The organism is Janthinobacterium sp. SUN100, from assembly GCF_030397705.1.
In the GTDB taxonomy this organism is placed as follows: Bacteria; Pseudomonadota; Gammaproteobacteria; order Burkholderiales; family Burkholderiaceae_D; genus Janthinobacterium; species Janthinobacterium kumbetense.
Genome location: NZ_JAPUBU010000002.1, coordinates 26,530 through 52,852, shown reverse-complemented (window position 1 = coordinate 52,852; position 26,323 = coordinate 26,530). Strand labels below are relative to the sequence as shown.

Annotated in this window: 22 protein-coding genes; 17 read left to right on the top strand and 5 right to left on the bottom strand. The window is 65.8% G+C overall.

The window, feature by feature from the left end; all coding sequences use genetic code 11:
* Nucleotides 1-39 precede the first annotated feature (39 nt).
* From O0881_RS12460 to bla, 3 genes are read left to right on the top strand one after another with little or no spacing between them, the layout of a single operon-like run.
* Complete coding sequence (locus tag O0881_RS12460) at nucleotides 40-432, top strand: BlaI/MecI/CopY family transcriptional regulator (protein ID WP_099664459.1); 393 nt, start codon at nucleotides 40-42, stop codon at nucleotides 430-432.
* Complete coding sequence (locus O0881_RS12455) at nucleotides 429-2,192, top strand: M56 family metallopeptidase (RefSeq protein WP_289911523.1); 1,764 nt, start codon at nucleotides 429-431, stop codon at nucleotides 2,190-2,192. Before O0881_RS12460 ends, O0881_RS12455 begins: the two co-directional genes overlap by 4 nt.
* A 58-nt stretch (nucleotides 2,193-2,250) precedes the next feature.
* Nucleotides 2,251-3,213, top strand: a complete 963-nt coding sequence (gene bla, locus O0881_RS12450) for a subclass B3 metallo-beta-lactamase (protein WP_289911522.1) — start codon at nucleotides 2,251-2,253, stop codon at nucleotides 3,211-3,213.
* A 7-nt stretch (nucleotides 3,214-3,220) separates the two neighbouring features.
* Here bla and O0881_RS12445 read toward each other — a convergent pair whose 3' ends face one another.
* Nucleotides 3,221-3,544 carry a tetratricopeptide repeat protein gene (locus tag O0881_RS12445; protein ID WP_289898918.1) on the bottom strand — a complete coding sequence of 108 codons (324 nt, stop codon included), beginning with the start codon at nucleotides 3,542-3,544 and terminating at the stop codon, nucleotides 3,221-3,223.
* A gap of 183 nt (nucleotides 3,545-3,727) precedes the next feature.
* On the opposite strand from O0881_RS12445, the gene O0881_RS12440 reads away from it, so the two are divergent.
* The 9 genes from O0881_RS12440 to O0881_RS12400 all read left to right on the top strand — a co-directional run bounded on the left by O0881_RS12440 (nucleotide 3,728) and on the right by O0881_RS12400 (nucleotide 16,642).
* Nucleotides 3,728-4,588, top strand: coding sequence for an AraC family transcriptional regulator (locus O0881_RS12440; RefSeq protein WP_289911521.1), 861 nt, complete (start codon nucleotides 3,728-3,730; stop codon nucleotides 4,586-4,588).
* 119 nt (nucleotides 4,589-4,707) lie between these two features.
* Complete coding sequence (locus O0881_RS12435) at nucleotides 4,708-6,867, top strand: TonB-dependent siderophore receptor (protein ID WP_289911520.1); 2,160 nt, start codon at nucleotides 4,708-4,710, stop codon at nucleotides 6,865-6,867.
* A gap of 4 nt (nucleotides 6,868-6,871) precedes the next feature.
* A complete protein-coding gene (locus O0881_RS12430) occupies nucleotides 6,872-7,996 on the top strand; it encodes an ABC transporter substrate-binding protein (RefSeq protein WP_289911519.1) in 1,125 nt (374 codons plus the stop codon).
* Nucleotides 7,997-8,037: 41 nt separating this feature from the next.
* Complete coding sequence (locus O0881_RS12425) at nucleotides 8,038-9,063, top strand: iron ABC transporter permease (protein WP_289912225.1); 1,026 nt, start codon at nucleotides 8,038-8,040, stop codon at nucleotides 9,061-9,063.
* Nucleotides 9,060-9,845, top strand: coding sequence for an ABC transporter ATP-binding protein (locus O0881_RS12420; protein ID WP_289911517.1), 786 nt, complete (start codon nucleotides 9,060-9,062; stop codon nucleotides 9,843-9,845). The genes O0881_RS12425 and O0881_RS12420 overlap by 4 nt, the downstream gene beginning before the upstream one ends.
* Entirely contained in the window at nucleotides 9,842-11,578 is a 1,737-nt protein-coding gene (locus O0881_RS12415) for an ABC transporter ATP-binding protein (protein WP_289911516.1), read from the top strand. Before O0881_RS12420 ends, O0881_RS12415 begins: the two co-directional genes overlap by 4 nt.
* On the top strand, nucleotides 11,575-13,317 hold the full coding sequence (locus O0881_RS12410; RefSeq protein WP_289911515.1) for an ABC transporter ATP-binding protein: 1,743 nt from the start codon (nucleotides 11,575-11,577) through the stop codon (nucleotides 13,315-13,317). Before O0881_RS12415 ends, O0881_RS12410 begins: the two co-directional genes overlap by 4 nt.
* 70 nt (nucleotides 13,318-13,387) lie before the next feature.
* Complete coding sequence (locus O0881_RS12405; protein WP_289911514.1) at nucleotides 13,388-15,475, top strand: TonB-dependent siderophore receptor; 2,088 nt, start codon at nucleotides 13,388-13,390, stop codon at nucleotides 15,473-15,475.
* 9 nt (nucleotides 15,476-15,484) lie between these two features.
* The gene (locus O0881_RS12400; protein ID WP_289911513.1) at nucleotides 15,485-16,642 is read left to right on the top strand and encodes a heparan-alpha-glucosaminide N-acetyltransferase domain-containing protein; all 1,158 of its coding nucleotides are present in this window, start codon (nucleotides 15,485-15,487) and stop codon (nucleotides 16,640-16,642) included.
* Nucleotides 16,643-16,649: 7 nt separating this feature from the next.
* Here the strand turns inward: O0881_RS12400 and O0881_RS12395 are convergent, their stop codons facing one another.
* The 3 genes from O0881_RS12395 to O0881_RS12385 all read right to left on the bottom strand — a co-directional run bounded on the left by O0881_RS12395 (nucleotide 16,650) and on the right by O0881_RS12385 (nucleotide 20,121).
* On the bottom strand, nucleotides 16,650-18,521 hold the full coding sequence (locus tag O0881_RS12395; RefSeq protein ID WP_289911512.1) for a hypothetical protein: 1,872 nt from the start codon (nucleotides 18,519-18,521) through the stop codon (nucleotides 16,650-16,652).
* 107 nt (nucleotides 18,522-18,628) lie between these two features.
* Nucleotides 18,629-19,159 (bottom strand): isochorismatase family protein, encoded by a 531-nt coding sequence (locus tag O0881_RS12390; protein WP_289905446.1) that lies wholly within the window; start codon nucleotides 19,157-19,159, stop codon nucleotides 18,629-18,631.
* A gap of 44 nt (nucleotides 19,160-19,203) precedes the next feature.
* Nucleotides 19,204-20,121, bottom strand: coding sequence for a LysR family transcriptional regulator (locus tag O0881_RS12385; protein ID WP_289911510.1), 918 nt, complete (start codon nucleotides 20,119-20,121; stop codon nucleotides 19,204-19,206).
* Nucleotides 20,122-20,242: 121 nt separating this feature from the next.
* On the opposite strand from O0881_RS12385, the gene O0881_RS12380 reads away from it, so the two are divergent.
* The 3 genes from O0881_RS12380 to mmsB are packed head-to-tail and all read left to right on the top strand — an operon-like array spanning nucleotide 20,243 to nucleotide 23,929.
* Nucleotides 20,243-21,460 carry an ABC transporter substrate-binding protein gene (locus O0881_RS12380; protein WP_289911508.1) on the top strand — a complete coding sequence of 406 codons (1,218 nt, stop codon included), beginning with the start codon at nucleotides 20,243-20,245 and terminating at the stop codon, nucleotides 21,458-21,460.
* Nucleotides 21,461-21,486: 26 nt separating this feature from the next.
* Entirely contained in the window at nucleotides 21,487-23,013 is a 1,527-nt protein-coding gene (locus tag O0881_RS12375) for a CoA-acylating methylmalonate-semialdehyde dehydrogenase (protein WP_289911507.1), read from the top strand.
* 10 nt (nucleotides 23,014-23,023) lie between these two features.
* Complete coding sequence (gene mmsB, locus O0881_RS12370) at nucleotides 23,024-23,929, top strand: 3-hydroxyisobutyrate dehydrogenase (protein ID WP_289911506.1); 906 nt, start codon at nucleotides 23,024-23,026, stop codon at nucleotides 23,927-23,929.
* On the opposite strand, the gene O0881_RS12365 is transcribed toward mmsB, so the two are convergent.
* Nucleotides 23,926-24,315, bottom strand: coding sequence for a DUF1090 family protein (locus tag O0881_RS12365; protein WP_289911505.1), 390 nt, complete (start codon nucleotides 24,313-24,315; stop codon nucleotides 23,926-23,928). The genes mmsB and O0881_RS12365 overlap by 4 nt on opposite strands.
* A 134-nt stretch (nucleotides 24,316-24,449) precedes the next feature.
* Here O0881_RS12365 and O0881_RS12360 point away from each other — a divergent pair, with 134 nt between their 5' ends.
* Nucleotides 24,450-25,292 carry a tetratricopeptide repeat protein gene (locus O0881_RS12360; protein ID WP_289911504.1) on the top strand — a complete coding sequence of 281 codons (843 nt, stop codon included), beginning with the start codon at nucleotides 24,450-24,452 and terminating at the stop codon, nucleotides 25,290-25,292.
* Entirely contained in the window at nucleotides 25,289-26,290 is a 1,002-nt protein-coding gene (locus tag O0881_RS12355) for a tetratricopeptide repeat protein (protein WP_289911503.1), read from the top strand. Before O0881_RS12360 ends, O0881_RS12355 begins: the two co-directional genes overlap by 4 nt.
* Nucleotides 26,291-26,323 lie beyond the last annotated feature (33 nt).

Sequence of the window (26,323 nt, the reverse complement as noted above, 5' to 3'; positions counted from 1 at the left end):
GTTCTAGACAGGGCGTTCTAGACTGGGTATTATAGCGTCATGCTAAAAAATACCTCCACTCCCCATCCCACGGCCGCCGAACTGGACCTGCTGCGCATCCTGTGGCAGCGCGGTCCGTCCGACGCCCGCGCCGTGTATGACGCCCTGGCCGCGGAGCGTGCCGACGCCAGTTACGCCACCGTGCTGCGCCAGTTGCAATTGATGCATGGCAAGGGCTTGCTGAGCCGCGATGAAAGCCAGCGGCCGCAGCTGTATGCCGCCGTCGAAGCGCAGGAAAAGCTGCAGACCAGCTTGCTCAAGGACTTGATCGGCAAGGTGTTTTCCGGTTCCGGCAAGGCGCTCGTGCTGACGGCGCTGCGCGAGCACGTGAGCGACGCGGAACGCCTGGAAATTGAAAAAATTCTGAGCAGCAAGGATGGCAAGGCGCCATGAACGTGGACATGCACCTCGGCATCGATGTGGGCAACCTTGTCCCCGCGCTGGGCTGGGTCTTGCTGTATTTCGTCTGGCAAGGCTTGATCGTCGGCGCCGTATCTGCCGTATTGCTCCGGCTGCTGCGCCACGCCAGCGCGCGCTGGCGCTATGCCGTCTGCGCGCTGGCCTTGCTGCTGTGCCTGTGTATTCCCTTTGTGCACCTGCTGTCTCTGCTGTCGGGCGTCTCGCCGGCCCGGATGCCGGTGGATGCGCCGCCCGCCTGGCGCGCCGCGCTGCAAGCGTGGATGCCGGCCCTGGTGCTGGCCTGGAGCGCGGGCGTTGGCCTGATGAGCTTGCGCCTGTGCCTGGGCCTGGCCTGGGTCGGCAAGCTGCGCCGCCAGGCGGTGGCGGCGCCGGCCATCTGGCAGGCGCGCGTCGATGCGCTGGCGCAGCGCATGGGCTTGCACCGCAGCCGCCAGGTGCCGCTCAAGCTGCATGCGGGCTTGTCCAGCCCCGTGACGGTGGGGTTCTGGCGCCCCGTCATCCTGCTGCCGGCCGCCTTGCTGAGCGGCATGCCCGTCGCCTTGCTGGAAGCGCTGCTGGCGCATGAACTGGCCCACGTGCGGCGCTGGGATTATCTGGTCAACCTGTTGCAAAGCGTGGCCGAGGCACTGCTGTTTTTTCACCCCGTCGTCTGGTGGCTGTCGGCGCGCATGCGAGCCGAACGGGAGCAGGTGGCCGACGCCCTGGCGGCGCAAGCGCTGCAAGACCCGCAGCAGCTGGCCACGGCGCTGCATGCGCTATCCCTGCACGCTGCCGTGCCGCAGCATTCCGGCTTGCTGATGTCGGCACGGGGCGGAGCTTTGCTGACGCGCATAGAACGCCTGATGGCGCCCGGCCCGGACACGGCCGGCTGGAAACTGGCCGTGCCCGCCTTGTTGCTGGCTTGCGCCACCTTGCTGCTGCAGGTGCAGGGCAAGCCCGCCGTCAACGGGGCGACCCTGGCCGAGGCCGCCTCCGGCATGCTGGCCTTGCCCGTCAGCGCGAAACACATGCTGGTGTTCGATGATGCCAGCGGCAAGGTGCTGATGGCGAAGGATGCGGACACCGTCGTGCCCATCGCCTCGATCACCAAGCTGATGACGGCCATGGTGGTGCTCGATGCGGGCCTCGACCCGGAGGAACAGTTGCGCATCGTGCGCGCCGATGGCGACGCTTCCATGCAGCGCCACAGCCTGCTGGCCGAGGGCGTGGCCGTGTCGCGCGGCGCGCTGTTGCAACTGGCGCTGCTGCCATCCGAAAACCGCGCCGCCGCCGCGCTGGCGCGCACCTATCCGGGCGGCAGCGCGGCGTTTCACCTCGCCTTGCAAGCGAAGATACGCCAGCTGGGTTTGCGCCGCACCACCTTGACGGACCCGGTCGGCAGTTCGCCCGCGAATACGTCCACGGCCAGCGAAGTGGCGAAGATCGTCGCGGCAGCCGCGCGCTATCCGGACATCGCGCGCATCACCAGCCACCCGCAGGCGAGCGTGGCCGTCAATGGCAGGACGCGCACCTTGCACAACACGAATCCCTTGGTGGGCGGCAAGGGCTGGGACATCTTGCTGTCCAAGACGGGCAGCAGCAACGCGGCGGGCAGCTGCCTGACGATGCGCATGCGCAGCGGCGGCAAGCACGTCACCGTGGTGCTGCTGGACGCCGCCGGCGCGCAGCGGCGCTCGCTCGACGCCGGACACATCCGCGACACCCTGGCCGACAGGACCGGCCGCATGCATTGATACCCCCCCCGGGCGCGCCAGTGCGGGCGCCCTTCTTTTTGACACTCTGGAGATGAAGATGACACTATTGGCGAAGTTGATGCTGGCTACGGTTGCGACCATGGCGGCTGGCGCGGTGCAGGCGAAGACGCCCGCACCGGTGCAGGATAAACCTGTTAATTGTGATAGTTGCAAGGAATGGAACGCGCCCGTCAAGCCGTTCAATGTCTTTGGCAATACCTGGTATGTGGGCACGGCTGGCCTGTCCGCCGTGCTGGTGACGAGTCCGCAGGGCCATATCCTGCTCGACGGCGCGCTGCCGCAATCGGCGCCCCTGATCATCGCGAATATCCAGGCGCTGGGCTTTCGCATCGAGGATGTGAAAGTCATCCTCAATTCGCACGCCCATTGGGACCATGCGGGCGGCATTGCCGCGTTGCAACGGGCCAGCGGCGCCACCGTGATGGCCAGCGCCTCGGGCGCCCTTGGCCTGCAAAGCGGCACGAATGGCAAGGACGATCCGCAGTACCAGGCCAATCCCGTCGTACACGTCGCCAAGGTGCGCAAGGTCAGCCTGGTGGGCGAGGGCGATACCGTCAAGGTCGGACCGTTGACCTTGACGGCCCACATGACGCCGGGCCACACGCCAGGCGGCACGACGTGGACGTGGACCTCGTGCGAAGGCGACCGCTGCCTGGACGTCGTGTATGCGGATAGCCTGAACCCGTATGCGAGCGGCGATTTCCGCTATACAGGCAAAGGCGCGGGCAAGGGTGGCACGCCTGACATCTCAGCCTCGTTCGAAGCGAGCATCGCCAAGGTGGCGGCCTTGCCATGCGACATCATCATCCCCGTGCATCCGGGCACGACGGACGTGCTGGGCAAGGCCTCCAGGCGCAGCGGCACGGACAATCCCCTGATCGACGCCAGCGCCTGCCGCGCCTATGCGGCCGAAGCGGGCGGCTTGCTGGCCAAGCGCCTGGCGAAGGAACGGGGTGAAACGCTGCCTGCGGAGGCCAAGGCCGCGGCGCACGCGCACTAAGCCGTTTTTACTGTGCCGCCTGCCGCTGTTTTTGCAGGCGTTTCAGGAACACCGTCATTTCCTTGACGGCCTGCAAGTCGCCTTGCTGCTGGGCCACCGTCATGCCGGTGGTCCAGGCGGCTTGCGCGTCATCCAGCCGGCCCAACTGGTGCAAGGCCTTGCCCAGCAGTTTCCAGGCGGCGGAATAGCCCGGTTGCTGCACGGTGGCTTGCGCCAGGTGCAGGGCCGCTTGCTGCGCGTCATGCTCTTTCAGGTAAGCATCTCCCAGGCCAAAGCGCAGCAGCGCGTTATCGCGCCCCTGCGCCAGCAGTTTTTCCAGTTTTTCACGCATGCCCGGCCTCATTAATATGCAAGTATATTCTTGTATATTAACGCTTCCGCGTGCCTGTAACAAGCCGGCGTTCGAGCGTGCAAGCGTTCGTGGATTTTCTGGCGCAGATCTTCCATGGCCGGCACGCATCCGAGACTTCGCTGTGTTACCATAAATGAGAATTATTCTCATATGGAGTAGGGCGTGGTATCGACTGTGTGGACGCGGCAACTGTCTTCCGAACTGACCTTGTCGGCCGGTTCCGTGCTGTCGCCCACTCCCATCACCGTCAATACGCCCGTGTTCGAGGGTTTGCAAGTCATCGTCTCGCTGAACGGCAAGTTGAGCGGCAGCGTGGATGGCCGCGCGCCGTTCGCCATTACCGATGCGGGCGTCTACCTGGTGCTGGCGCGGGGCCGCCACGAAGGCTGCGACCGCTTTGAAGCGAATACCTTGCAGCGCTACGTGAAAGTGGGACTCGACGCGGGCCATGCGCAGCGCAGCGGTTTCGACCTGGAACGCCTGGCCGTCACGGGCGGCCAGCAGCTGCACCGTGATGGCGTGCTGGTGATGCGCCAGGTGTTGACGCCGGCCCTGCGGGCCATCGCCACGCAGATCCTGATGTGCCCCTTCGACGGCGCCGTGCGCGACATGTATATGGCGGGCAAGGCGCTGGAGATGGCGGCCGTGGCCAGCGACCGGGTGTTGGGACGGTCGCGGGGCGGCGCTGGCGGCGCGGATTTGAGCGCCTTCGAGATTGAGCGCCTGCAGCAGGCGCGCGAGCTGGCCGAGCAGCATTTCCAGCAACCGCTGGGTTTGCCTGAAATAGCCAGATTGAGCGGCTTGAACGTGAAGAAGCTGACGGCCGGCTTTCGCCAGCTGTTTGGCGTCAGCGTGTTCGAGCATGTGCAGGATTACCGTCTGCAGGAAGCCTATCGCATGCTCAGCGCGGGCGGCTATACGGTGACCCAGGTGGCGTGCTTTGTCGGCTATGCCATTCCGCATTTTTCCACCTTGTTTCGCAAGCGTTTCGGCATGCCGCCCAGCCAGCTGGCGCGCGCATAGCCGGCTGCATCTTTTCCGTTTTTCGTAAGCCGAAGGCCCGATAACGAAAGCAGCCGGTGCTTCCAGATTTTATGATGAATGATATTCATTCTCATTTAAAGCCTGGAAGGACACACCGTATGTCACGCTCGCAGTCCCACCGTTTGCCGCGCCTTGTGCGCGCCGTTCCCATTCCTCTCGTGCTGGTCCTGGCTTGCCGCGCCGCCTATGCCGCCGCAGCGCCGGAGGCGCCGCAAGCCATGCAAGGCGTGACGATCGAAGCGCAGCGCTTGAAAATCGCCACGCAAAGCACGACATCGAGCAAGACGGATACGGCGCTGATCGAAACGCCCGCTTCCGTTTCCGTCATCACGCGCGACCAGATGGATGCCCAGGGCATCCAGTCTGTCGGCGAGGCGCTGCGTTATTCGGCCGGCGTGCTGGCCAGTCCGTCGATGGCTGCGTCGCAGCGCTATGATCGTTTTGATAACGTCAAGATCCGCGGCTTCGACGTGGGCAGCAACGGCATGCTGCGCGACGGCTTGCGTGGCACCACAGTGCAAGCCTGGCCCAAGGTCGAGCCGTATGGCCTGGAAGCGGTGGAAGTGTTGCGGGGACCCAGTTCCGTGCTGTATGGCCAGAATTCGCCGGGCGGCATCGTCAACCAGATCAGCAAACAGCCGCTGTTTCAGCCATACCGGGAGCTGCAATTGCAGACGGGCAACTTCCACCGCAAGCAGGTGCAGGGCGATGTGAGCGGCCCCGTGGGCGAGGGCGGCGACTGGGCTTACCGCATGACGGGCTTGCTGCGCGATAGCGATTCCCAATTCACAGGCGTGCCGGACGACAAGGTATATTTCGCGCCCGCCCTTGCCTGGCGCCCCAGCGCGGCCACCAGCCTGACCTTGCTGGCCGATTACACGCGCGACAAGTTCGGTCCGCCCGCCGTGGTGGCGCCCATCCAGGGCACCCTGTTGCCAAACCGCCATGGCCGCCTTCCCTATAACCAGATGCTCAACGAAAAGGGCCTGGACAATCACCGCGTGCAATATTCGCTGGCCTATCTGCTCGAGCACCGCATCGACGACGTGTGGAGCGTGCATTCCAAGGCCCGCTACGGGCGGGTCAACCTGATCACGGAAACCATCCAGGGCCGCCTGCTGGCCGACCAGCGCACCTTGCGCCGCACGCCATATTTCTTCGATATCGATGGCGAGAGCTGGTCGCTGGATAACAATGCCAAGGCCAGCTGGCGCAGCGGCGGTGCCGAATTCGAAACCCTGGTGGGCCTCGACTACCGCCACACGAAAGAGGATTATGTGCTCAATGGCGGCCCGGCCGGCGCCGAGATTGATATATATCAGCCTGTCTACCTGGGCCATATGCTGCCCACGCCGGAGCGCTATGCCAGCACCGTGCAAAGCTCGGACCAGTACGGCCTGTACACGCAGCAACAGATCAAGCTGGCGCGGCAATGGGTGCTCAGCGCTGGACTGCGCAAGGATTGGTCGGACACGTCCACGCGCGACCGCCTGGACGGCGTCACGCCGCCGTCGCAAAAGGATGACGCGCTGACGTGGAAGGCGGGCGCCGTCTATCTGGCCGAGAATGGCCTGGCACCTTACGTCAGCCTGATGACCTCGTTCAATCCCGTGTTGGGCAACGATTTCTATGGCAAATCCTACGACCCCACCAAGGGCAAGCAGGCGGAAGTGGGCGTGAAATACCAGCCGCCCGGTTTCGACGGATTTTTCACGGCATCCGTGTTTGACTTGCGTCAGGAAAACGTGCAGACCCTGGACCCGAACAATTCGCTGAACCGTTTGCAGACGGGCGAAATCAAATCGCATGGCGTGGAACTGGATGCGCTGGCCAATCTCACGCGCAATTTCAACGTGGCGGCCAACGTCACGTGGAACCGCCTGGAAGTGAGTAAAAGCAATAACGTCAATGAAGTGGGCAAGCGTCCCGTCGGCATGCCGGAGACCATGGCCAGCGTATGGGGCAAGTACAAACTGGTGCAAGGCCCGCTGGCGGGACTGGGCATAGGCCTGGGCCTGCGCTACACGGGCGCCACCAAGGCCGACTCCGCCAACCGTATCGACGTGCCGTCCTACCTGCTGACGGACCTGGCGCTGGACCTGGATCTGCTGCGGCTGTCGCCGTCCCTGCGGGGCACGCAGCTGGCGTTGAACGTGACGAATCTGAGCAACAAGCATTACTACGACAGTTGTTCATCGAGCAATTGCAGCACGGGCGATGCGCGCCGCTTGCTGCTGACCGTCAAGCATGCGTGGTGATGCCATGAGAAAAATCGTATCCATGCTGGCCGCCGCGTTGTTGTCCTGCATCAGTTTGTCGGTTGAAGCCGTCACCGTCACCGACCTGGCGGGACGCACGGTGAACGTACCCGACAAGGTGCAGCGCGTCGTGCTGGGTGAGGGCCGCCTGATCTACACCTTGTCCATCTTGGAAGGAAAAAATCCCTTTGCCCGCCTGGCGGGCTGGCAGGGCGATTTCCGCCACTTGGATGTGCAGGGCTACGCGGCCTACCGCAAGGTCTTTCCGCAAGCGGAGCAGGTGCCCCTGGTGGGCGCCACGTCGGCCGACAGTTTTAGCGTGGAAAAAGCGCTGTCCTTGCGGCCCGACCTGGCCATCCTGGCCCTGTCGGGCGGCCACGGCCCCGCGCCGGGCAGCGACGCCGTGCGCCAGCTGGAAGCGGCCGGCGTGCCCGTGATCTTTGTCGACTTCAGCAACCATCCGCTGGCAAATACCGTGCCCAGCATGCGCCTGATGGGCAAGGCGCTGGACCGCCAGGCGCAGGCCGCCGCCTTCATCGCCTTTTACGAAGAGCAGGTGGGTCAAGTGGCGCGCGCCGTGCAAGCGGCGCAGGCCCGGCCGGGCTTTCGCCGCCCTGGCATCTTTGTCGACATGCTGGCGGGCTTGCAGGGCTGTTGCGGCTCTCCCGGCACGGGCAATTTCGGCGAGATGATCGCCCTGGCCGGTGGCGAGAATATCGGCGCCGGCAAGATTCCCGGCCCCATCGGCACCCTGAACCCGGAATACATCCTGTCGCGCGATCCCGACGTGTATGTGGCGACGGGCGTGTTCGCCAGCGGGCAGGGCGGCGTGACCCTCGGTTACCAGGCCACCTTGCCGCAGGCGCGCAGCAGCCTGCGCGCCGTGGCCTCGCGCACGGAAACGGCCCAACTGCGCGCCGTGCGCGAAAAAAATGGCAGGCGCTCGCACGGCCTGTGGCATGTGTTCTACGACTCGCCCGAACACCTGGTGGCGGTGCAGGCGCTGGCCAAGTGGCTGCATCCTGAGCTGTTTGCGGACCTGGACCCGGCCCGCACGCGCCTTGAAATGTATCGCCGTTTCATGCCGATTCCCGCCACGGGCGTGCTGTTCGTGGACATGCAGCCGTGAGCGCCGTGCTGACACAAGCGCCGCCTGCCATGGCGGCGGGCATGGCGTACCGCCAGCGCCATGTGCGCCGCGTCATGCTGGTGGGCGCGCTGCTGTGCACGCTGGCCGTCTCGCTGGCGATGGACATCGCCACGGGACCGTCCGGCATGGGCATCACCCGCCTGTTCCAGGTGCTGCTGCAGCCCGATGGCGTGCCGCGCATGGAGCAGGTCATCGTGTGGGATGTGCGCCTGCCATATGCGCTGATGGCCGTGCTGGTGGGCGCCGCGCTGGCGCTGGCGGGCGCCGAGATGCAGACCATCCTCGTCAATCCGCTGGCCAGCCCGTTCACCCTGGGCGTGTCGGCCGCCGCCTCGTTCGGCGCCGCGCTGGCCATCGTCCTGAACTGGAGCTTGCCCGGGGTGCCGCCCCAGTACGTGGTGTCGGCGAACGCCTTCCTGTTCGCCTTTGCGTCGGTCGGTCTGCTGCACCTGCTGACGCGCTGGCGGGGCTTCGGCGTGGAAAGCCTGGTGCTGTTCGGCATTGCGCTGGTGTTTGCCTTTAATGCGCTGGTGGCCCTGCTGCAGTTTGTCGCCAGCCAGGACAGCTTGCAGCAACTGGTGTTCTGGACCATGGGCAGCCTGTCGCGCTCTTCCTGGGACAAGATCGCCATCCTGGCCGCGGCGCTTGCCGTGATCGCGCCCTGGGCCGTGCGCGACAGCTGGGCCATGACGGCCCTGACCATGGGCGAGGACCGTGCGCGCAGCTTCGGCGTCGATGTGCGCCGCTTGCGCATGCTGTCCCTGCTGCGTATCAGCCTGCTGTCGGCGCTGGCCGTGTCCTTTGTCGGCACCATCGGTTTCGTCGGCCTGGTGGCGCCGCATATCGCGCGCCTGCTGGTGGGCGAGGACCACCGCCTGCTGTTGCCCGCGTCCGCGCTGGCCGGCGCGCTGATCCTGTCGCTGGCCTCGATTTGCAGCAAGACGCTGATCGACGGCGTGCTGATCCCCGTCGGCATCGTCACGGCGCTGGTCGGCATCCCGTTTTTCATGGCCATCGTCATGCGCCAGCGGGGAGGTGCTGCATGAGCGGCTTGCTGGTGCGCAATGCCTGCGTGGCGTACGGACGGCGCGACGTGCAGCTCGGCGTCAGCCTGCCGCCCTTGTTGCCGGGCAGCGTGACTGCCCTGATCGGCCCGAACGGGGCCGGCAAATCGACCCTGTTGCGCGGCATTGCCGGCTTGCAGGCGATGCAGGGCGCCGTGCTGCTCGATGGCGTGGACCTGGCCTGCGGGCCGCAAGCCCGGCGCGCGCAAAGCATGGTGTACCTGCCGCAAAGCCTGCCCTCGCGTACGCGGCTGGGCGTGTTCGAGGCTGTGCTCAGCGCCGCGATGGCGGGGCGCAGCGAAGGCTGGCTGGGGGCGAAGGTCGATGCGGGCGCCGTGGCCAGGGTGGAGGCCGTGCTGGCGCGCCTCGACTTGCTGCCCCTGGCCAGCCGCCAGGTTGAGGCGCTGTCGGGCGGCCAGCGCCAACTGGTGGGCCTGGCCCAGGCATTGGTGCGCCAGCCCAAGGTGCTGCTGCTGGACGAGCCCACCAGCGCGCTGGACCTGTATCACCAGTTCCAGGTGATCGAGGCGATAGGGCGCGCCACGCGCGAACATGGTTTGATTACCGTCATCGTCCTGCACGACATCAACCTGGCGCTGGGCTGCGCCGATCAGGTGATGGTGCTGCACGATGGCGTGCTGGCGGCGTCCGGCGCGCCGCATGCCGTGATTGACGCCGCCCTGATCGCTCGCGTCTACCGGGTACGAGCCAGGGTACGCCAGCTCGACGCGGGTGCCGTCGTCTGCGTGGAGGGGACACTGTGAGCGACTGGCGCGAATTATCGGCCTTGCTGGCGCCCGTGCGGGGCCGCTTGCTGGGGGCTGGCGCACTGCAGGCGCTGGCCGCCCTGTGCGGCGTACTGCCATATGTTGCCATGGCGCAATTGGGCGCCTTGCTATTGGCATCGGATGTCGATGCCGGCCGCGCCTGGAATGTGCTGTGGCTGGCACTGGTTGCGCTGTGCCTGCGTCAGCTGACGACGGCGCTGGGCCTGCACTTGACGCACCTGGCCGATGCGGACTTGCAGTGCCAGTTGCGCCTGCGGCTGGCGCGGCAGTTGTCCAGGGTGCCGCTGGGCTGGTACGCGGGCAGCAATGCGGCCAGGGTCAACGAAATCGTGCACGCTGACGTGGCTGCGCTGCACCGCCTGGTGGCGCATGCGCCGTCCGACCTGGCCGCCGTGGTCGTCGCTCCCGTGGCATGCCTGGCCTGGCTGCTGCATGCGGACTGGCGCATGACGGCCATCACCCTGGTCGCGCCAGCCCTGGCCTGGTGGCGCTATCGGGGCATGGCCGCGCCAGCCTTCCGCGAGGGGCTGGCGCAGTTGCAGCGCACGGGCGGCGAACTGGCGGCGGCGATGGTGGAACTGGTGCAGGGCATGGCTGTCTTCAAGACGTATGCGCAGCAGACATTGCCGCAAGCACGCTTTGATGCTGTGGCGGGACGCCATGCGCGGCAGTTTCTGGCCTGGGTGCGGCGCTGGGGCGGCATGGGCGCGCTGGTCGATGTGCTGCTGTCGCCGCCCGTCGTGCTGGCTCTTGTCGTGAGCGGCGCCTGGCTGGGTGCGCAAACCTGGGCGATGGCGCCCGCGCAGATGCTGCCGTTTGCCTTGCTGGGCATGGCCTTGTGCGCGCCCGTGGCCGCGCTGGGACACGGCGCCGATGGCTTGAAGGGCGGCTTGGCGGCGGCGCGCAGGATAGGCGTCTTGCTGGCCGAGGCGCCCATGCCGCAGGCGCAGACGCCGTTGCTGCCCGCCGGCGACGATGTGTGTTTTGAACAGCTGCGTTTTGCCTATCCGGGCGGTACCGAGGTGTTGCACGGCATCGATTTATGCCTGCCTGCGGGCAGCGTGACAGCCCTGGTGGGGCCGTCGGGCGGCGGCAAGTCGACCCTGGCCATGCTGTTGCCGCGCCTGTGGGACGCGACGGCCGGCGCCGTGCGCGTCGGCGGCGTCGATGTGCGCCAGATCGATCCCGCCGTGTTGTATGCGCGTGTGGGGTTTGTCTTGCAGCACGCGCAAGTGCTGCGCCTGTCCGCGCGCGACAACATCCGCCTGGGCCGGCCGGAGGCGAGCGACGCCCAGGTGGAAGCGGCGGCGCGCGCCGCGCACATCCATGCCCGCATCACCGCCTTGCCGCAAGGGTATGACACCTTGCTGGGCGAAGGCCTGGCGCTGTCGGGTGGCGAGGCGCAACGCCTGGCGATCGCCCGCACCCTGCTGGCCGATCCCCGTATCGTCGTGCTGGACGAGGCGATGGCAGCCCTCGACCCCGAGTCGGAAGCGCAGGTGCAGGCTGGCCTGTCGGCCTTGCTGGCGGGACGCACGGTGCTGGTGGTGGCGCACCGGCTGCAGACCATCGTGCAGGCCGACCAGATCGCATTGCTCGACGGCGGCCGCCTGTGTGAGCTGGGCACACATGCGCAGCTGCTGGCCGCGCGGGGCGCGTATGCGGCCCTGTGGGCGGCGCAAAGCCGGGTTGACGAGGTGGCGGCATGATCGCCGCCGTGCGTTTGCTGTTGCGCCTGCTTGATGGCGCGGCCGCCGGCAAGTTGCGCCTTGCGCTGGCGCTGATGGGGGCCAACAGTATGCTGAGTGCGCTGGCCCTGTGCATGCTGCTGCCGCTGCTGCGCGCCTGGCTGGCGCCGCAGCCGGGGCAGGCGCAAGGTGCATGGCTGGTCCTCTTTCTGCTGTTGGCAACGGCCAGCGCCGCGCTGCGCCATGTCACGCGCTTGAAAGGCTATGCGGCCGGCGCCCACTGCGCGCATGCGCTGCACCGGCGCCTGGCCGATAAAATCGTGCGCCTGCCGCTGGCCTGGTGTACGCCGCGCCGCGCCGGCGATATGCGCCAGCTGGCCTCTGGCGGCGTGATGACCGTGATGGGCGCGCCCGCGCATTTGCTGCAGCCCCTGTTCGATGCCGTGCTGGCGCCGCTGGTGGTCGGCTTGCTCTGGCTGGCCGTCGACTGGCGCCTGGGTGCGGTGCTGCTGCTGGCCATGCCGCCCTTGTTGTTCGTGTATCGAGGGGCGCTGGCCTGCGGCAGCCGGGCCGAGACGGCGCTGGCGGCCAGCAGCGCCGAGGCGAATGGCCGCGTGCTGGAATATATCGCGGCGCAACCCGTGCTGCGCGCCACGGGCCGGTCCGGGCTGGGCAGCGCCATGCTGGAACAGTTGCTCATGGCGCAGCGCCAGGCGGAAAGGCGTTCCCAGCGTTTGCTGTTCCCCGCCGCCCTCGGGTTTACCGTGGCGGCGCAGCTGGCGTATGCGCTGTTGCTGGCCATCGGCTTGCGCCAGGTGTTGGCCGGCGCCCTCGATGTGCCGGCGCTGCTGGCGACATTGATCGTCGCCACCGTGCTGGCCGAGGCGATGGCCGCCGTCGTGCACACGGGCGCCGCCCTGCAACAGGTGGCCCACGCCCTGCGCCAGTTGGATGGCGTGCTGGCGGAGCGGGAATTGCCCGTGCTGGCGTTGCCCGGCGGCGCGCCGGAACAGGGCGCGCCAGCCGCCGAGGCGCGCCATGTCTGCGTGCGGCGCGATGGACGCCCCATCGTCGATGAAGTCTCGCTGGAGATTGCTCCGCGTTCCCTGACGGTGCTGGCGGGCGCCTCCGGCTCGGGCAAGACGACCTTGCTGCAATTGCTGTGCCGCCAGCTGGATCCCGATAGCGGCGTGCTGCTGGCCGGCGGCGTCGATATGCGGACCAAGGACGACGCCGCGCTGGCCAAACTGGCGACACCGATGTTCCAGCATGCCTGGCTGCTGCCGGCCAGCTTGCGCGACAATCTGAGCCTGGGCCGGCAGATCGCGGCGCAGGATCTGCTGGCGGCGCTGTCGGCGGCCGGCCTGGCATCGCTGGCGCAGTCCTTGCCTCAGGGCCTGGACACGGTGATAGGCGAGGGCGGCTGGACCTTGTCGGGCGGGGAGCGCCAGCGGCTGGCGTTCGCCCGCGCGTTGTTGAAACCCGCGCCGCTGATGCTGTTCGACGAACCGCTGTCGGCGCTTGACGCCATCAGCGAACGGTGCGCCATCGCCACCCTGGCCGGCTTGGCGCGTACCCATGCCGTGGTGGTCGCCACGCACCGGCTGGCGATTGCCGCGCAGGCGGACCAGATCCTGGTGATGCAGGCGGGGCGCATCGTCGAGCGGGGCACGCATGCGCAATTGCTGCGGCAGGGCGGCGTGTACAGCGGCATGCTTCGCCAGGCGGGCCAGGCACGGGGCTGGCATCTGGGAGTCTAGGTCTTTATTGAGAGTGAATTATCATTTATAATGCAATTCATTTGCATGTAATTTTCTTTCAGGAATCCCCATGTGCCTCTTTTTACAGCGTCCGATGGCGCTGCTGCTGGCCGCTGCCAGTCCGCTGGCCCTGGCGGATGGACCCGCTGGGCAGGATGTCGTCACCGTCAGCGCGGAGCGCCAGCATTACCGCAGCCTGTCGGCCACGGGCGCCACCAAGACGGACGCCTTGCTGATGGATTTGCCGCAAAGCGTGCGCGTGCTCACCGGCGACCTGCTGCGCGACGCGGGCGTGACAACCCTGGCTGGCGCGCTGGAGCTGGCCAGCGGCATTGCGAAGCAAAGCCCGCTGGGCGGCCTGTGGGACAGTTATGCCATGCGCGGCTTTACGGGCGACCCGAATTTCGGCTCCGACTACATGGTCAACGGTTTCAGTTCCAGCCGCGGCTACAACGGCATGCGCGACGGCGGCAATACGCAGGCCATCGAAGTGCTGAAAGGCCCCGCTTCGGCCCTGTACGGCCGGGGCGAGCCGGGCGGCACGGTGAACATCACGACGAAAAAACCGAAGTTCGCGCCCGAATATGGCGCGGATTTTTCACTCGGCAGTTTCCAGACGCGCCGCGCCGCCGTCGACTTGACGGGACCCGTAAGCGGCACCATCGCCTACCGCCTCAATGCGGCGCATGAAGAGGGGTACAGCTTCCGCGATACCGTGAAGGTCGAACGCAGCCTGTTTTCGCCTTCGTTTCTCTGGCTGGCGGGCGAGCACACGACCGTGTCGTATGAAATCGAAGCGGTGCGGCAGCGCGCGCCGTTCGACCGGGGCGTGGTGGCCGTCAATGGCCAGCTGGGTCTTGTCCCCGTCTCGCGCTTCCTGGGCGAACCGGGCGACGGACCCATGACGGTCAAGTCGCTGGGACAGCAGCTGTTCATCCACCACGCGCTGTCCGACGACTGGACGGTGCAGGCGGGCGTTTCTTACCGCGACAGCGAATTGACCGGCTATTCGACCGAGGCGAACAAGCTGCTGGCCGATGGCCGCACCTTGAACCGCCAGCGCCGCCATCGCGATTTCTCGGCCACCGACGCGTCGGCCCGCGTCGAATTGCTGGGCAAGTTCAGGACGGGCGCCCTGGCGCACGAAGTGCTGGCCGGTGTCGACGCCTATCATTTTGACGACCACCGGGTACAGCTGCGCCGCAATCCCTCCGCTGCCAACGCCTATGCCATCGATATCTTCCATCCCGCGTATGGCGGCCAGGCCGATCCGCTGGCCCTGTCCATCGATACGCAGGAAGGGCAACGGGCGCGCGGTCTGTATGCGCAGGATCAGGTCGACTTGGGCGCGCAGTGGAAGGCGCTGGTCGGCGTGCGCCACGATACGTACACGCAGGACGTGACGAACAGGCGCCTGAATGTCAGCAACCGCCAGTCGCTGTCGGCCACCAGTCCCCGCGCGGGCCTCGTGTACCAGCCATCGAAGGCATGGTCGCTGTACGCGAGCGCGGCGAAGGGCTTCCGGCCCAACAGCGGCATCAGCATCGCCAACCAGGCTTTCCCGGCCGAGCGCAGCCGCTCGTATGAGCTGGGCGCGAAGCTGGAAACGGGCAAACTGACGGGCACCGTGGCCGTGTACGACATCCGCAAGCGCAATGTGCTGACGACCAATCCCGCCAACACGGACTTCGCCATCGCGGCGGGTGAGGTGGGCAGCCGTGGTCTGGAGCTCGACGTGTCGGGCGAAGTGGCGCGCGGCTTGCGCGTTTCGGGCGCCTATGCTTATACGGACGCCAGCGTCACGCGCGGCGACAATACGATCGTGACGGGCAGCCGCTTCGCCAACGTGCCGCGTCACAGCGCCAATGTCCTCGCCACGCAGCAGTTCGCGCTGGGTACGGGCACGGCCAGCGTGGGCGGCGGCGTGCAGTACGTGGGCGAGCGCCTGGGTGACGTCGCCGTCAGCAGCAGTTTTACCCTGCCGGCCTACACGACGGCCAAATTGCTGGCCACGTATTCGCCCAACGCCAAACTGCGCCTGGCCTTGAACGTGGAAAACCTGTTCAACCGCAGCTACTATGCGAGTTCCTATAGCCAGCTGTGGGTGGCGCCGGGGGCCGAACGCACGCTGACCCTGAATGCGCATTACCGTTTTTAATAGATCACCATGACCTTGACTTCTACTACCACCCTGCGCGCCCGCATCGCCGTCATCGACGTATTGCGCGGCCTCGTCATGCTGATCATGCTGTTCGACCATGTGCGTGAAACGGTCTTCCTGCACCACCAGGTGAGCGACCCGATGGAGGCGGCCAGCGTCGATCCGGCCCTGTTCTTCACGCGCCTGGCGGCCCACGTGTGCGCACCCATGTTCGTCTTTTTGACGGGTTTGTCCGCCTGGCTGTACGCGCATCCGGCCGCCGGGCCCCGCAGCGCCAGCGGTTTTCTGTTCAAGCGGGGTTTGCTGCTGGTGCTGCTGGAACTGGTGTTCGTCAACTTCGCCTGGAGCGGGGCGTTTCCGCCGGCCGTGCTGTATTTGCAAGTGATCTGGGTCATCGGCCTGGCCATGATGGCGCTGGCCGTGCTGCACCAGCTGCCATTGAAAGTGCTGGCGCTGCTGGGCGTGGCGATCATCGCGGGGCAGCATCTGTTCACCGGCTTGCGCGCGGAAGAGGGCAGCTTTGCCTATTACGCGCTGACGGTGCTGCTGCAACGGGGTTACCTGGTGGCGGACGGCGCCATGAAGATCAAGGTCAGCTACCCGCTGCTGCCATGGATAGGCGTGATCGTGCTCGGCTATGCGGCCGGGCCCCTGTATGCGCGCGGCCGGTCCGCCGAAGGACGGCGCCGCCTGTTGCTGGCGCTGGGCGGCGGCAGTTTGCTGCTGCTGGCGGTGCTGCGCGGTTTCAATCTCTATGGTGAAACCTTGCCGTGGGGGGCGGGCGACACGGCCTTGCGCACGGCCATGAGCGTGCTGAACTTCACCAAGTATCCGCCGTCGCTGGATTTCCTGCTGTTCACCCTGGGCCTGGGCTTGCTGGGCCTGGCCTGGCTGGAAAGCGTCGACAACTGGTTCACGCGGGCGTGCGCCACCTTTGGCGGCGCGCCCATGTTTTACTATCTGCTGCATTTATACCTGCTGCTGGCCATCGGCCTCGCCTTGACGGCCGTGCTGGGCGCCAACCACGGTGCCCGGTACGGCGTCGAGCATGTCTGGCAAGTGTGGCTGATCGCGCTGGCCCTGATGCCCGTGCTGTACTTTCCCTGCCGCGCGTTCGCCAGCTACAAGCGCACCTCGCAACGGGCGTGGGTGCGCTATTTCTGAAGCATGCCTACTTGCAGTACAGCCTGTCGATGCTGTGGCTGGACGCCAGGTAATGCCGCGTCTGCCACGAAATCGCCACGCGGTAGGCGCACGGCGGATCGAGCGCCACGTTGACGGGGAAGCCGCCATTGTTGCCCGATAAATGCGGTCCGCCCGCACCGCCGCGGAACAGATAATTGCTCGGTGGCGGCGGTGGGGTAAAGCTGGCGGCCGGCAGCGGTGGCAGCGGATGCTGGATGCCGTTGTTGTTGGAAATCGTGATATTGAAAAAGCGCAAATGCGGATGGTCGATCGTGTACAGGATATGCACGAGGCCGCCCGCGATGGGGTTGCAGGCATTGCTGCGCAGCTCTTCCAGGTCCAGCGCCACGATGACGGGCGAGTTGTCGAAGACGATGGAGTCGAGCCCGTCCGTCGCCACCTGCGCCAGGCTGATGCCGTCGCGCACCTCGAAGCCCAGGCGGTAGCGGCGTATCGGTTCGCTCTCGGCCGCCGTCAGGCTGCGGCCCGCGTCGAGGATGGGCAAGCCGCCCGGCAGCTTGGCCGGATGCAGGCTGGTGATGGCCGGCGTATTCACCGTCAGTAAATCAAACGTGCGCAGGAAGATGTTGGGCGCCACGTTGACGACGGCCGTCGTGCCGTCGCGCATGTCCACCGTGACGGGCTTGCCGTCCACCCGTATCCAGCCGCCCGCTTGCAGATCGCCCGCATCGATGATGACGGGCGCCGAATCGGCGAGGCCCAGGCCATTCGTATAAAACACATAACCGACATGCGTGCCCAGGATTTGCGTCAACGGCGCCAGGCTGGCCGGCGCCACCGTGGGCAGCGCCGTGGGATCGTCCGTGCCGCCGGGCCAGGACCATTCGCCGATCAGGAAGCGGTATTCGAGCGGGTTGGCGGGGATGGCGCTGTTGCGCAGCGGGCAATTGCCTTTCAGGGTGACGCCGCCGGCGAAGACATACGAGGCGCCGGCGCCGCCCGCATAGCCTTGCGGGGAAAAGCCCGCCAGCGAGGGAAATGGGTGGATGTCGAAGATTTCCACCTGTTGCCAATGGGGCACGCCTTCCACGTCGGGCGGCAAGACTTCTTTCGAGCACAATTCCACGCAGAAACAGTGGCCCACGTTTTCCCGGCCCGGCTGGCGGCCGTTGGCCTGCGTTTCCGCCAGGATGGTCACGCTGCCCAGCTGCGCCGTGAAATACACGTCGGGGCCGCTGGCGAACTCCACATTGATGAAAGGCGAGAAGGGCGTCAAGGTGAAGTCGGACGTCAGGTAATCGATGCGGAAGCGTCCGCCGGCATCGGTGATCGCCTGGCCCAGCGCGTCGTCCTGCAGCCAGTCGGCATCGAACGCCCGCACGGTGGCGCCGGCGATCGGCGCATGCGGCGCATCGCAGGTGCGCAGGCGGCCGCAGATGGTCCAGGCGCCGAAGCGGGCGCGCACCAGGCACCAGAAGCGTTGCGGCAGGCAATAGTCCCAGACGGCGAGGAAATCATTGTCGGCCTGGCGCCAGCGGGGCTGGAGCGTGGTGATGGAAAACTGCAGCGGCACGGGGTCTTTCGGCCCCGGTTTCAGATGCGGCACGGTAGTGCACAGGATATCGACTTCGACAGCCTCGCCCTGATAATCGCCTGCCAGGGTAAAACTGTAGTTGCCATCGTCGTCCGTGCGCGTTTCGGCCAGCAGGAAGGGGGCTTTGGCTTGCACTTCTTCGTCGGTGAGGATGGCGAAGGTTTCCTTGGCGCTGGCCACGGCCAGGGCCGTGACGTTTTGCGACGCGCGCGGCCGGTACAGGCGCACGATGACGTGGGATAAGGCTTCAGGACACTCGGCGCAGATCAAGCCGCACAGCTTGCCTCGCAGGATATAGGCCATGATGGTTCCCTTGCTGAGATGGACGGCGCGCCGCTCGCAATGGCGGCGCTGTTACCAAGCTAGCAAATGGGCCGCCGAAGGGCTTGATCTGGCTTAAACCCCGCGTATTATTTAATTAACGCCAGCACTTCGCGGAAACGCGGATGCTTGCAGTCGCGCAACCATTCGAAGGCCAGCATCTCGACCGTCACCAGGTGGGCGCCCAGCTTGTCCAGGCGGGCCAGCGCCGCGTCGCGGCTGGCGGCCTGGCGCGAACCGACGGCGTCGATGGCGATGCTCACGTCATAGCCGCGTTCCAGCAAGCCGATGGCCGTCTGCAGCATGCACACATGGGCTTCGCAACCGGTGACGACGATTTGTCTGCGCCCGGCGGGTAGCATGTCCTGCAAGCCATCAGAACAGGCGCCGAAATGCGTCTTGTGCAAGGTCCGTTCGCACAGGGCGGCGATCTCTTCCACGTTCGGCCCCAGCCCCTGGCGGTTCTGTTCCGTGCCCAGTACGGGCACGTCGAGCAGGCGGGCGATCTTCGCCAGGCGCAAGTTTTGTGCCAGCACCAGGCCGGCGTCGTGGATGGCCGGCATCAAGCGGCCTTGCAGGTCGACAATGACCAAAACGGCCTGGTTTGCATCCATCAGCATCGCGTTCTCCTTTAATTAGTCTGTGGCGACAGTGTAGCGCGCAGTCAGCTTGGCCAGCTGGGCGTGGCCGTTTCGCCCATCAGGTAGGCGTGATTGAGGTCGATGGCGGTGCGCAGGTAGTTCCACAGGGCGCTGACCCGGGCGATGTTGCGCCGCTCGCTCGGCGAGATCATCCAGAAGGCGCGCAGCAGGTCGATCTCGCCGTCGAGCACGGGCACCAGTTCGTTCGATTGCTGCGCCACGAAGCAGGGCAGGATCGCCAGCGCCTGTCCCGCGCGCGCCGCGTGGTACTGGGCGATGACGCTGGTGCTGCGAAACGCGCGCAGGGAATCAGGCGCCACGTTGTCCATGTAGCGCAGTTCCGCGCTGAAGACCAGGTCGTCCACGTAGCCGATGATGGGGTGCTGCGCCAGTTGCGCCACGCTGGTGATTGGCGCGTGGCGCGCCAGGTAGCCTGGCGTGGCGTACAGTTTCAGGCGGTAGTCGGACAGCTTGGTCACGACATACGGGCCGGACAGGGGGCGCTCGATGGAGATGGCCACGTCCGCTTCGCGCTTGGACAGGCTGACGAAACGGGGCACGGCGATCAGGTCCACGCTGATGTGCGGGTATCTGCCGCAAAACTGCGCCAGGTGGGGCGCCAGCACGATGGCGCCGAAACCCTCGGTAGCGCCCAGGCGCACCTGGCCCGACAGCAGGCGATTGTGTTCGCCCAGTTCCTCGGTGGCGGCAAACACCGTGCTTTCCATGGTTTCCGCGTATTCCATCAGGCGGTGGCCCTCGGGCGTCAGTTGGTAACCCACGTAGTTGCGGTCGAACAGTTGCGTGCCCACTTGCTCCTCGAACTTGCGCATGCGCCGCGACACGGTGGAATGGTCAATGCCCAGCTTTTTCGCCGCATCGACGAGGCCGGCGCTGCGCGTCAGTTCCAGGAAGACCCGTACATTGTCCCAATCGAGCATGGCAAACCCTCTCTGTGCATTTTTGCAAAGGAATTATGCATTAATTTCACTTGAGCGCATATTTTTACACATGCAGAATGCAGATAAACATATAAGAAAACCCATCCACCTGGAGACACGCATGAAAAAAACCGTTCTGGCCATGGGCGCGCTGGCGCTCACCCTTTCCTTTGGCGGCGCGCACGCGCAAATTTCCGATGGCGTCGTCAAGGTGGGCATCTTGACCGACATGTCCGGGCCGTATTCGGCCATGGGCGGGCGCGGCTCCGTCGTCGCCAGCCAGATGGCCGTCGAGGATTGCCTGAAGGCCGAATGCAAGGGCATGAAGATCGAGATCCTCTCGGCCGACCACTTGAACAAGGCCGACATCGCCGCCTCCAAGGCGCGCGAATGGATAGACCGCGACAAGGTCGACGCCATCGCCGACCTGACCAATTCCTCGGTGGCCCTGTCCGTGCAAAAGCTGATGAAAGAGAAGGGCGGCATCGCCATGTTCAGCGGCCCGGCCACGGGGCGCCTGACCAATGAAGACTGCTCGCCGAACGGCTTCCACTGGATGTTCGACACGTATTCGCAGGCGGCCGGCACGGCAGCGGCGCTGACAAAACTGGGGCAGAAATCGTGGTACTTCGTCACCGTCGATTACGCGTTCGGCCATTCGCTGGAAAAGGATGCCAGCGAAGTCGTCAAGCGCAACGGCGGCACGGTGCTGGGCGCCGTGCGCCATCCGCTGAACGCGTCCGACTTTTCGTCCTTCCTGGTGCAGGCGCAAGGGTCAAAAGCGCAGGTGATCGGCCTGGCCAACGGCGGCGCCGACACGGTATCGGCCATCAAGCAGGCGCGCGAGTTCCGCATCGGCAGCGGCAAGGACCAGCGCCTGGCCGCCTTGCTGGTGTTTCTCTCGGACGTGCACGCGCTGGGGCTGGAAACGGCCCAGGGCCTCGTCTACGCGGACGGCTTTTACTGGGATTACGATGACCGCAGCCGCGCGTTTGCCAAGCGTTTCGAGGCGCTCAACAAGGGCGCCAAGCCGACCATGGTGCAGGCGGGCGTGTATTCCAGCGTCTACCACTACCTGAAATCGGTGGCGGCGGCGAAAAGCGACGATTCGAAGGTCGTCGCCCAGAAGATGCGCGAGCTGCCCATCAAGGATGCCGTCATGAACAACGCCTCCATCCGCCCCGACGGTCGCGTGATCCACGACATGTACCTGGTGCAGGTCAAAACCCCGGCCGAATCCAAAGGCGCGTGGGATTACCTGAAAGTGCTGTCGACCATCCCCGCCGACCAGGCATTCAAGCCGATGGATGCGGCGGCGTGCAACCTGGTCAAGAAATAACCATCGAATACCTTACGGAGCCTCACATGAACCAAGCCCTCACTCACGCAGTCACCCCGGTCCCCGCCGTCCCCCTGCACATCGGCGGCAAGCACCACGCCTCGAGCAGCAGCGAATGGCGCGACGTCGTCAACCCGGCCACGCAGGAAATCGTCGCCAGGGTGCCGTTTTCCACGCCCGACGAAGTCAATCTGGCCGTCGCCACGGCCAGGGAAGCCTTTAAAACCTGGCGCAATACCCCGCTGGCGGCGCGCATGCGCATCATGCTCAAGTACCAGCACCTGATCCGCGAAAACATAGTCGCCCTGGCCGAACTGATCACGCGCGAGCATGGCAAGACCTTGCCCGACGCGGAAGGGGAGGTGATGCGCGGCCTGGAAGTGGTGGAGCACGCGTGCTCGATCGCCACCCTGCAACTGGGCGAAATCGCGGAAAACGCGGCCACGGGTGTCGATGTCTACAATATCTACCAGCCGCTGGGCGTGGGCGCCGGCATCACGGCCTTCAACTTCCCCGTCATGCTGCCGTGCTTCATGTTCCCGATTGCCATCGCTTGCGGCAATACGTTTGTCCTGAAACCGTCCGAGCAAGACCCGTCCTCGTCGATGTACCTGGTCGAACTGATGTACCAGGCGGGCTTGCCGGCCGGTGTGCTGAACGTCGTGCATGGCGGCGCCGACGTCGTCAACATGCTGTGCGACCATCCCGACATCAAGGCCGTCTCCTTCATCGGTTCCACCCACGTGGGCACGCATGTGTACCGCCGCGCCAGCGAATCGGGCAAGCGCGCGCAATCGATGATGGGCGCGAAAAACCATTGCGTCGTGCTGGCCGACGCCAACAAGGAACAGGCGATCAATAACCTGATCGGCGCCGCCTTCGGCGCGGCCGGCCAGCGCTGCATGGCCAATTCCGTCGTCGTGCTGGTGGGCGAGGCGCGCTCCTGGCTGCCGGAAATCGTCGCCCGCTCGAAGGCCCTGAAAGTGGGGCCGGGCAGCGACCGCGATGCGGACCTGGGGCCGATGGTGTCGAAAGCGGCCATGCAGCGCGCGGAAAAGCTGATCCAGGTGGGCGTGGACGAAGGCGCGCAATTGCTGCTCGACGGCCGCGGCCACAAGGTGGCCGGCTACGAGGGCGGCAATTTCATGGGGCCGACGATCTTCTCGAAGGTGGCAGCGTCGAATTCCGTCTACACGCAGGAAATCTTCGGCCCCGCCATGTGCGTGGTCGAGACGGACACCCTGGACCAGGCCATCGCCTTCATCAACGCCAACCCGAACGGCAACGGCACTTCGATCTTCACTTCGTCCGGCTGGGCGGGGCGCAAGTTCCAGAACGAGATCGATGTGGGACAGGTGGGCATCAATGTGGCCATTCCCGTACCCGTCGCGTATTTCAGCTTTACGGGGTCGCGCGCGTCGAAACTGGGCGACCTGGGCCCGAACGGCAAGCAAGCCTTGTACTTCTGGACGCAGACCAAGACCGTCACGGCGCGCTGGTTCGCCCCGGACGACGGCGGCAGCGGCGTCAATACCACCATTTCGATGAAATAAGGGGAAGGCCATGGGCACCAATATCGTTTTCATCGGCCTGGGCAACATGGGGCTGCCCATGGCGCGAAATCTCGTGCGGGCCGGCCATGCGGTGACGGGTTTCGATTTGCTGCCGGCCAGCGTGCGGCAATTCGCCGATGGCGGCGGCCTGGTGTCCGATGACCAGGCGGCGGCGATAGGCCAGGCCGACATCGTCATCACGATGCTGCCGGCCAGCCGCCACGTGCTGGGTGCTTATTTGGGTAACCCTTTGGGGGACTCTGGAATCCTGGCGCAAGCGCGGCCCGGCACCCTGCTGATCGACTGCTCGACGATTTCCACCGAAGCGGCGCGCCAGGTGGGCCGCGCGGCGCAGGACAAGGGCATGCCGATGCTGGACGCGCCCGTGTCGGGCGGCACGGCGGGCGCCACCAACGGCACCTTGACCTTCATGGTGGGCGGCGAAGAATCCGCGCTGGCGGCGGCGCGGCCCTACCTGGACGTCATGGGCAAGGCCATCTTCCACGCGGGCGGCTCGGGCTGCGGCCAGACGGTCAAGATCTGTAACAACATGCTGCTGGGGATACTCATGATCGGCACCAGCGAAGCGATACGCCTGGGCGTGGCCAATGGCCTGGACCCGAAGGTGGTGTCGGACGTGATGGCGAAAAGCTCGGGCCGCAACTGGACCCTGGAGGTCTACAACCCGTGCCCCGGCGTGGCGGAGAACGTGCCTGCGTCGCGCGGTTACACGGGGGGCTTTGGCGTCGATTTGATGCTGAAAGACCTGGGGCTGGCCGTGGAAAGCGCGCTGGCCAGCGGAGCGAGCGTGCCGCTGGGCGCCTTGTCGCGCAACCTATATAGCTTGCACAGCAAGGCGGGGGCGGGCGCGCTGGACTTTTCCAGCATTTATCAACTGCTGGGCGAGAAGGCTTAAGGCTGTTGCGCCTGCAGGGCCGCCAACTCGGCCCTGGCTTTTTCCAGCTTGCCTTCCAGCTTGGCGATTTTCTTCGGCTCCTTGTTCGCTTCCTGGGCCAGGCGCAGCGAACGCTCCGTCTGGTTCACCTTGGCCTGCGCCTTGACGATTTTCTTGTTGTGGCGCTCGATCAGGGTACTGTCGCGGCAGTGGGCGTTGACTTCGTCGAGCGCGCGCGTCAGGCCCGCGACCTTGTCGGACAGGCCCTGTTCCTGCGCCTGGTGCAATTCGCTGCGGATGCTTTCGCGCTTGGCGGCGCAGCCGGCCAGCTGGGTGTCGGCGGCGCTGGCGCTCACGGAGGCTGCGGCCAGCAGCAGGGACAAGGCGGTTGTGGCGAGGCGGTTCATGGCATTCCTGTGTAAGTGGTGGGCTCGTGCAATGTAAGCCTGCCGGCTTGCCCTGTCAAACTTCTTGTGCAGTGCGCGCCTGTCTGGCATGGCATCGGCTACCATGCGTGTTTTCTTCTTCCCGACACCTTCGCATGCCCAAGAAACTCCTCTTGCTGATTCCTTTCCTGCTGCCGTTGCCGCTCCTGGCCCAGACCCCGCCCACCTTGCTCGACCTGCAGCTGCTCGCCATCAAGGTCAGGGCGGATGCGGCTAGTCATAGCCCGGAAAGCATCGCCGAATTTGAGCAGGCACGGCGCGTGGCGGAAACGGGCGACGTGGAGGCGCAGCTGGACCTGGCGCGCATGCTGCAGCTGGGCGTCGGCACGCCGCAAGATACGGCACAGTCGATGGCCTGGATACGCAAGTCGGCCGAAGGCGGCTATGCGCCGGCGCAGGCGGCCATGGGGGTGGCCTACACCTTGGGCGGCAAGGTGCCCATCGACCGCGTGCAGGGCGAATACTGGCTACGCCGGGGCGTGGCGCAGGGCGATGCAGAGGCGCAAACCATCCTGGCGATGGAATACATCGATGGCGACAGCAGTGCCGAAGAGCAGGCGCTGGCCATCACCTGGCTGAAGGCGGCGGCGAACGAACAGCACTTTGTGCCCGCCTACAATGCGCTGGGCGAGCACCTGATGCGCGCAGCCGTCGATGAACAAGATCGCGGCGAGGCTTTCCACTGGTATTACAGATCGGCGCGTGAAAAGGAGCCGGCTGGCATGCGCAACCTGGCCCGCGCACATGAACTGGGCCTGGGCGTGGCGCAGTCGGACAAGTGGGCCCTGGTCTGGTACGAGCGGGCCGGATGGAGCGGCGACTTGCCCGCCATGCGGCGCATGATCGAGGTATATGTCAAAGGCGAACTGGGAGAACAGGCGAATGCCGAAGACGCGGCCGAATGGCGCGCCAAGCTGGCAGAGAAGGAAAACAAATGAAGACCATCCTGTTGATATTGAGCGTGGCCCTGGCGCAGAGCGTGCTGGCGCAGCCAGCGTCCACGAACGCACCGCGCCAGCATCCGGCGCTGGCCGAATTCGATATGTCCGGCCTCGATGACATGCGCGCAAGGGTGCGGGCCGTGGTCGACCGTCCCGCCGACCTGTCGCCGGACAAGGTCGCCGCCTTCGGGAAGGCGCGCCTGGCCGCGGAAGGGGGAGATACGGCCGCCCAGCTGGAGTTGTCGCAGATGCTGCACGGCGGCGAAGGCACGCCGCGCGACCGCGACCTGGGCCTGGCGTGGCTGAAGAAGGCTGCCGAAGGCGGCAACGGTCCCGCGCAGGCTTTCCTGGGCGTCGCTTATACGCTGGGGCAGGGCATGGCCATCGACCGCAAGCTGGGCGAATACTGGTCGCGCAAGGGCGCCGCGCAAGGCGTGGAGCTGGCCAACTTCACGGTGGCCATGCACTTTGAAAATATCCGCAGCAGCCCGGAAGAACAGGCGCATGCGCTGCACTGGCTGAAATATTATGCGGAAAACGGCTTCATCCCCGCCTACAATGAAATCGGCTACCGCCTGATGATGACGGCGCAGGACGAGGCGCAGCGCAAGCAGGCATTCACCTGGTACATGCGGGCGGCCAAGGCGCTCGATCCCTCCGGCTTGAACAATGTGGCGTACTCGTATGAAGCGGGGCAGGGCGCGCCGCAGAGCGACGAGGCGGCCCTGGGCTGGTATGAAATGGCGGCCATCGCCAAAAGTCCGCCCGGCCAGACGGGTTTCGCGCGGCTGCTGGAGCAGGGCCGGGGCGGCCCGACCCGGCAAGGGCCGGCGCCCAAGCCCTTCGCGTTGTACCTGCTGGCGGCGAAGCAGGGCGACCTGGAAGCCATCGAACGGCTGGTCAAGGTGTACGATAAGGGCGAGCTGGAACAGGCGGCCGACCCCGCGCAGGCGGCACTGTGGCGCGAAAAGCTCAGGCTGGCCAAGACTCCCTGAGCGGGCATGACGGAGCCAAGACGGCATGCTATC

Bases quoted from the DNA above. Each gene is read 5' to 3' on its own strand.
- O0881_RS12460 (WP_099664459.1), top strand. From the start codon at position 40: ATGCTAAAAAATACCTCCACTCCCCATCCCACGGCCGCCGAACTGGAC.
- O0881_RS12455 (WP_289911523.1), top strand. From the start codon at position 429: ATGAACGTGGACATGCACCTCGGCATCGATGTGGGCAACCTTGTCCCC.
- bla (WP_289911522.1), top strand. From the start codon at position 2,251: ATGACACTATTGGCGAAGTTGATGCTGGCTACGGTTGCGACCATGGCG.
- O0881_RS12445 (WP_289898918.1), bottom strand. From the start codon at position 3,544: ATGCGTGAAAAACTGGAAAAACTGCTGGCGCAGGGGCGCGATAACGCG.
- O0881_RS12435 (WP_289911520.1), top strand. From the start codon at position 4,708: ATGTCACGCTCGCAGTCCCACCGTTTGCCGCGCCTTGTGCGCGCCGTT.
- O0881_RS12430 (WP_289911519.1), top strand. From the start codon at position 6,872: ATGAGAAAAATCGTATCCATGCTGGCCGCCGCGTTGTTGTCCTGCATC.
- O0881_RS12425 (WP_289912225.1), top strand. From the start codon at position 8,038: ATGGCGTACCGCCAGCGCCATGTGCGCCGCGTCATGCTGGTGGGCGCG.
- O0881_RS12420 (WP_289911517.1), top strand. From the start codon at position 9,060: ATGAGCGGCTTGCTGGTGCGCAATGCCTGCGTGGCGTACGGACGGCGC.
- O0881_RS12410 (WP_289911515.1), top strand. From the start codon at position 11,575: ATGATCGCCGCCGTGCGTTTGCTGTTGCGCCTGCTTGATGGCGCGGCC.
- O0881_RS12405 (WP_289911514.1), top strand. From the start codon at position 13,388: ATGTGCCTCTTTTTACAGCGTCCGATGGCGCTGCTGCTGGCCGCTGCC.
- O0881_RS12400 (WP_289911513.1), top strand. From the start codon at position 15,485: ATGACCTTGACTTCTACTACCACCCTGCGCGCCCGCATCGCCGTCATC.
- O0881_RS12395 (WP_289911512.1), bottom strand. From the start codon at position 18,521: ATGGCCTATATCCTGCGAGGCAAGCTGTGCGGCTTGATCTGCGCCGAG.
- O0881_RS12390 (WP_289905446.1), bottom strand. From the start codon at position 19,159: ATGCTGATGGATGCAAACCAGGCCGTTTTGGTCATTGTCGACCTGCAA.
- O0881_RS12385 (WP_289911510.1), bottom strand. From the start codon at position 20,121: ATGCTCGATTGGGACAATGTACGGGTCTTCCTGGAACTGACGCGCAGC.
- O0881_RS12380 (WP_289911508.1), top strand. From the start codon at position 20,243: ATGAAAAAAACCGTTCTGGCCATGGGCGCGCTGGCGCTCACCCTTTCC.
- O0881_RS12375 (WP_289911507.1), top strand. From the start codon at position 21,487: ATGAACCAAGCCCTCACTCACGCAGTCACCCCGGTCCCCGCCGTCCCC.
- mmsB (WP_289911506.1), top strand. From the start codon at position 23,024: ATGGGCACCAATATCGTTTTCATCGGCCTGGGCAACATGGGGCTGCCC.
- O0881_RS12365 (WP_289911505.1), bottom strand. From the start codon at position 24,315: ATGAACCGCCTCGCCACAACCGCCTTGTCCCTGCTGCTGGCCGCAGCC.
- O0881_RS12360 (WP_289911504.1), top strand. From the start codon at position 24,450: ATGCCCAAGAAACTCCTCTTGCTGATTCCTTTCCTGCTGCCGTTGCCG.
- O0881_RS12355 (WP_289911503.1), top strand. From the start codon at position 25,289: ATGAAGACCATCCTGTTGATATTGAGCGTGGCCCTGGCGCAGAGCGTG.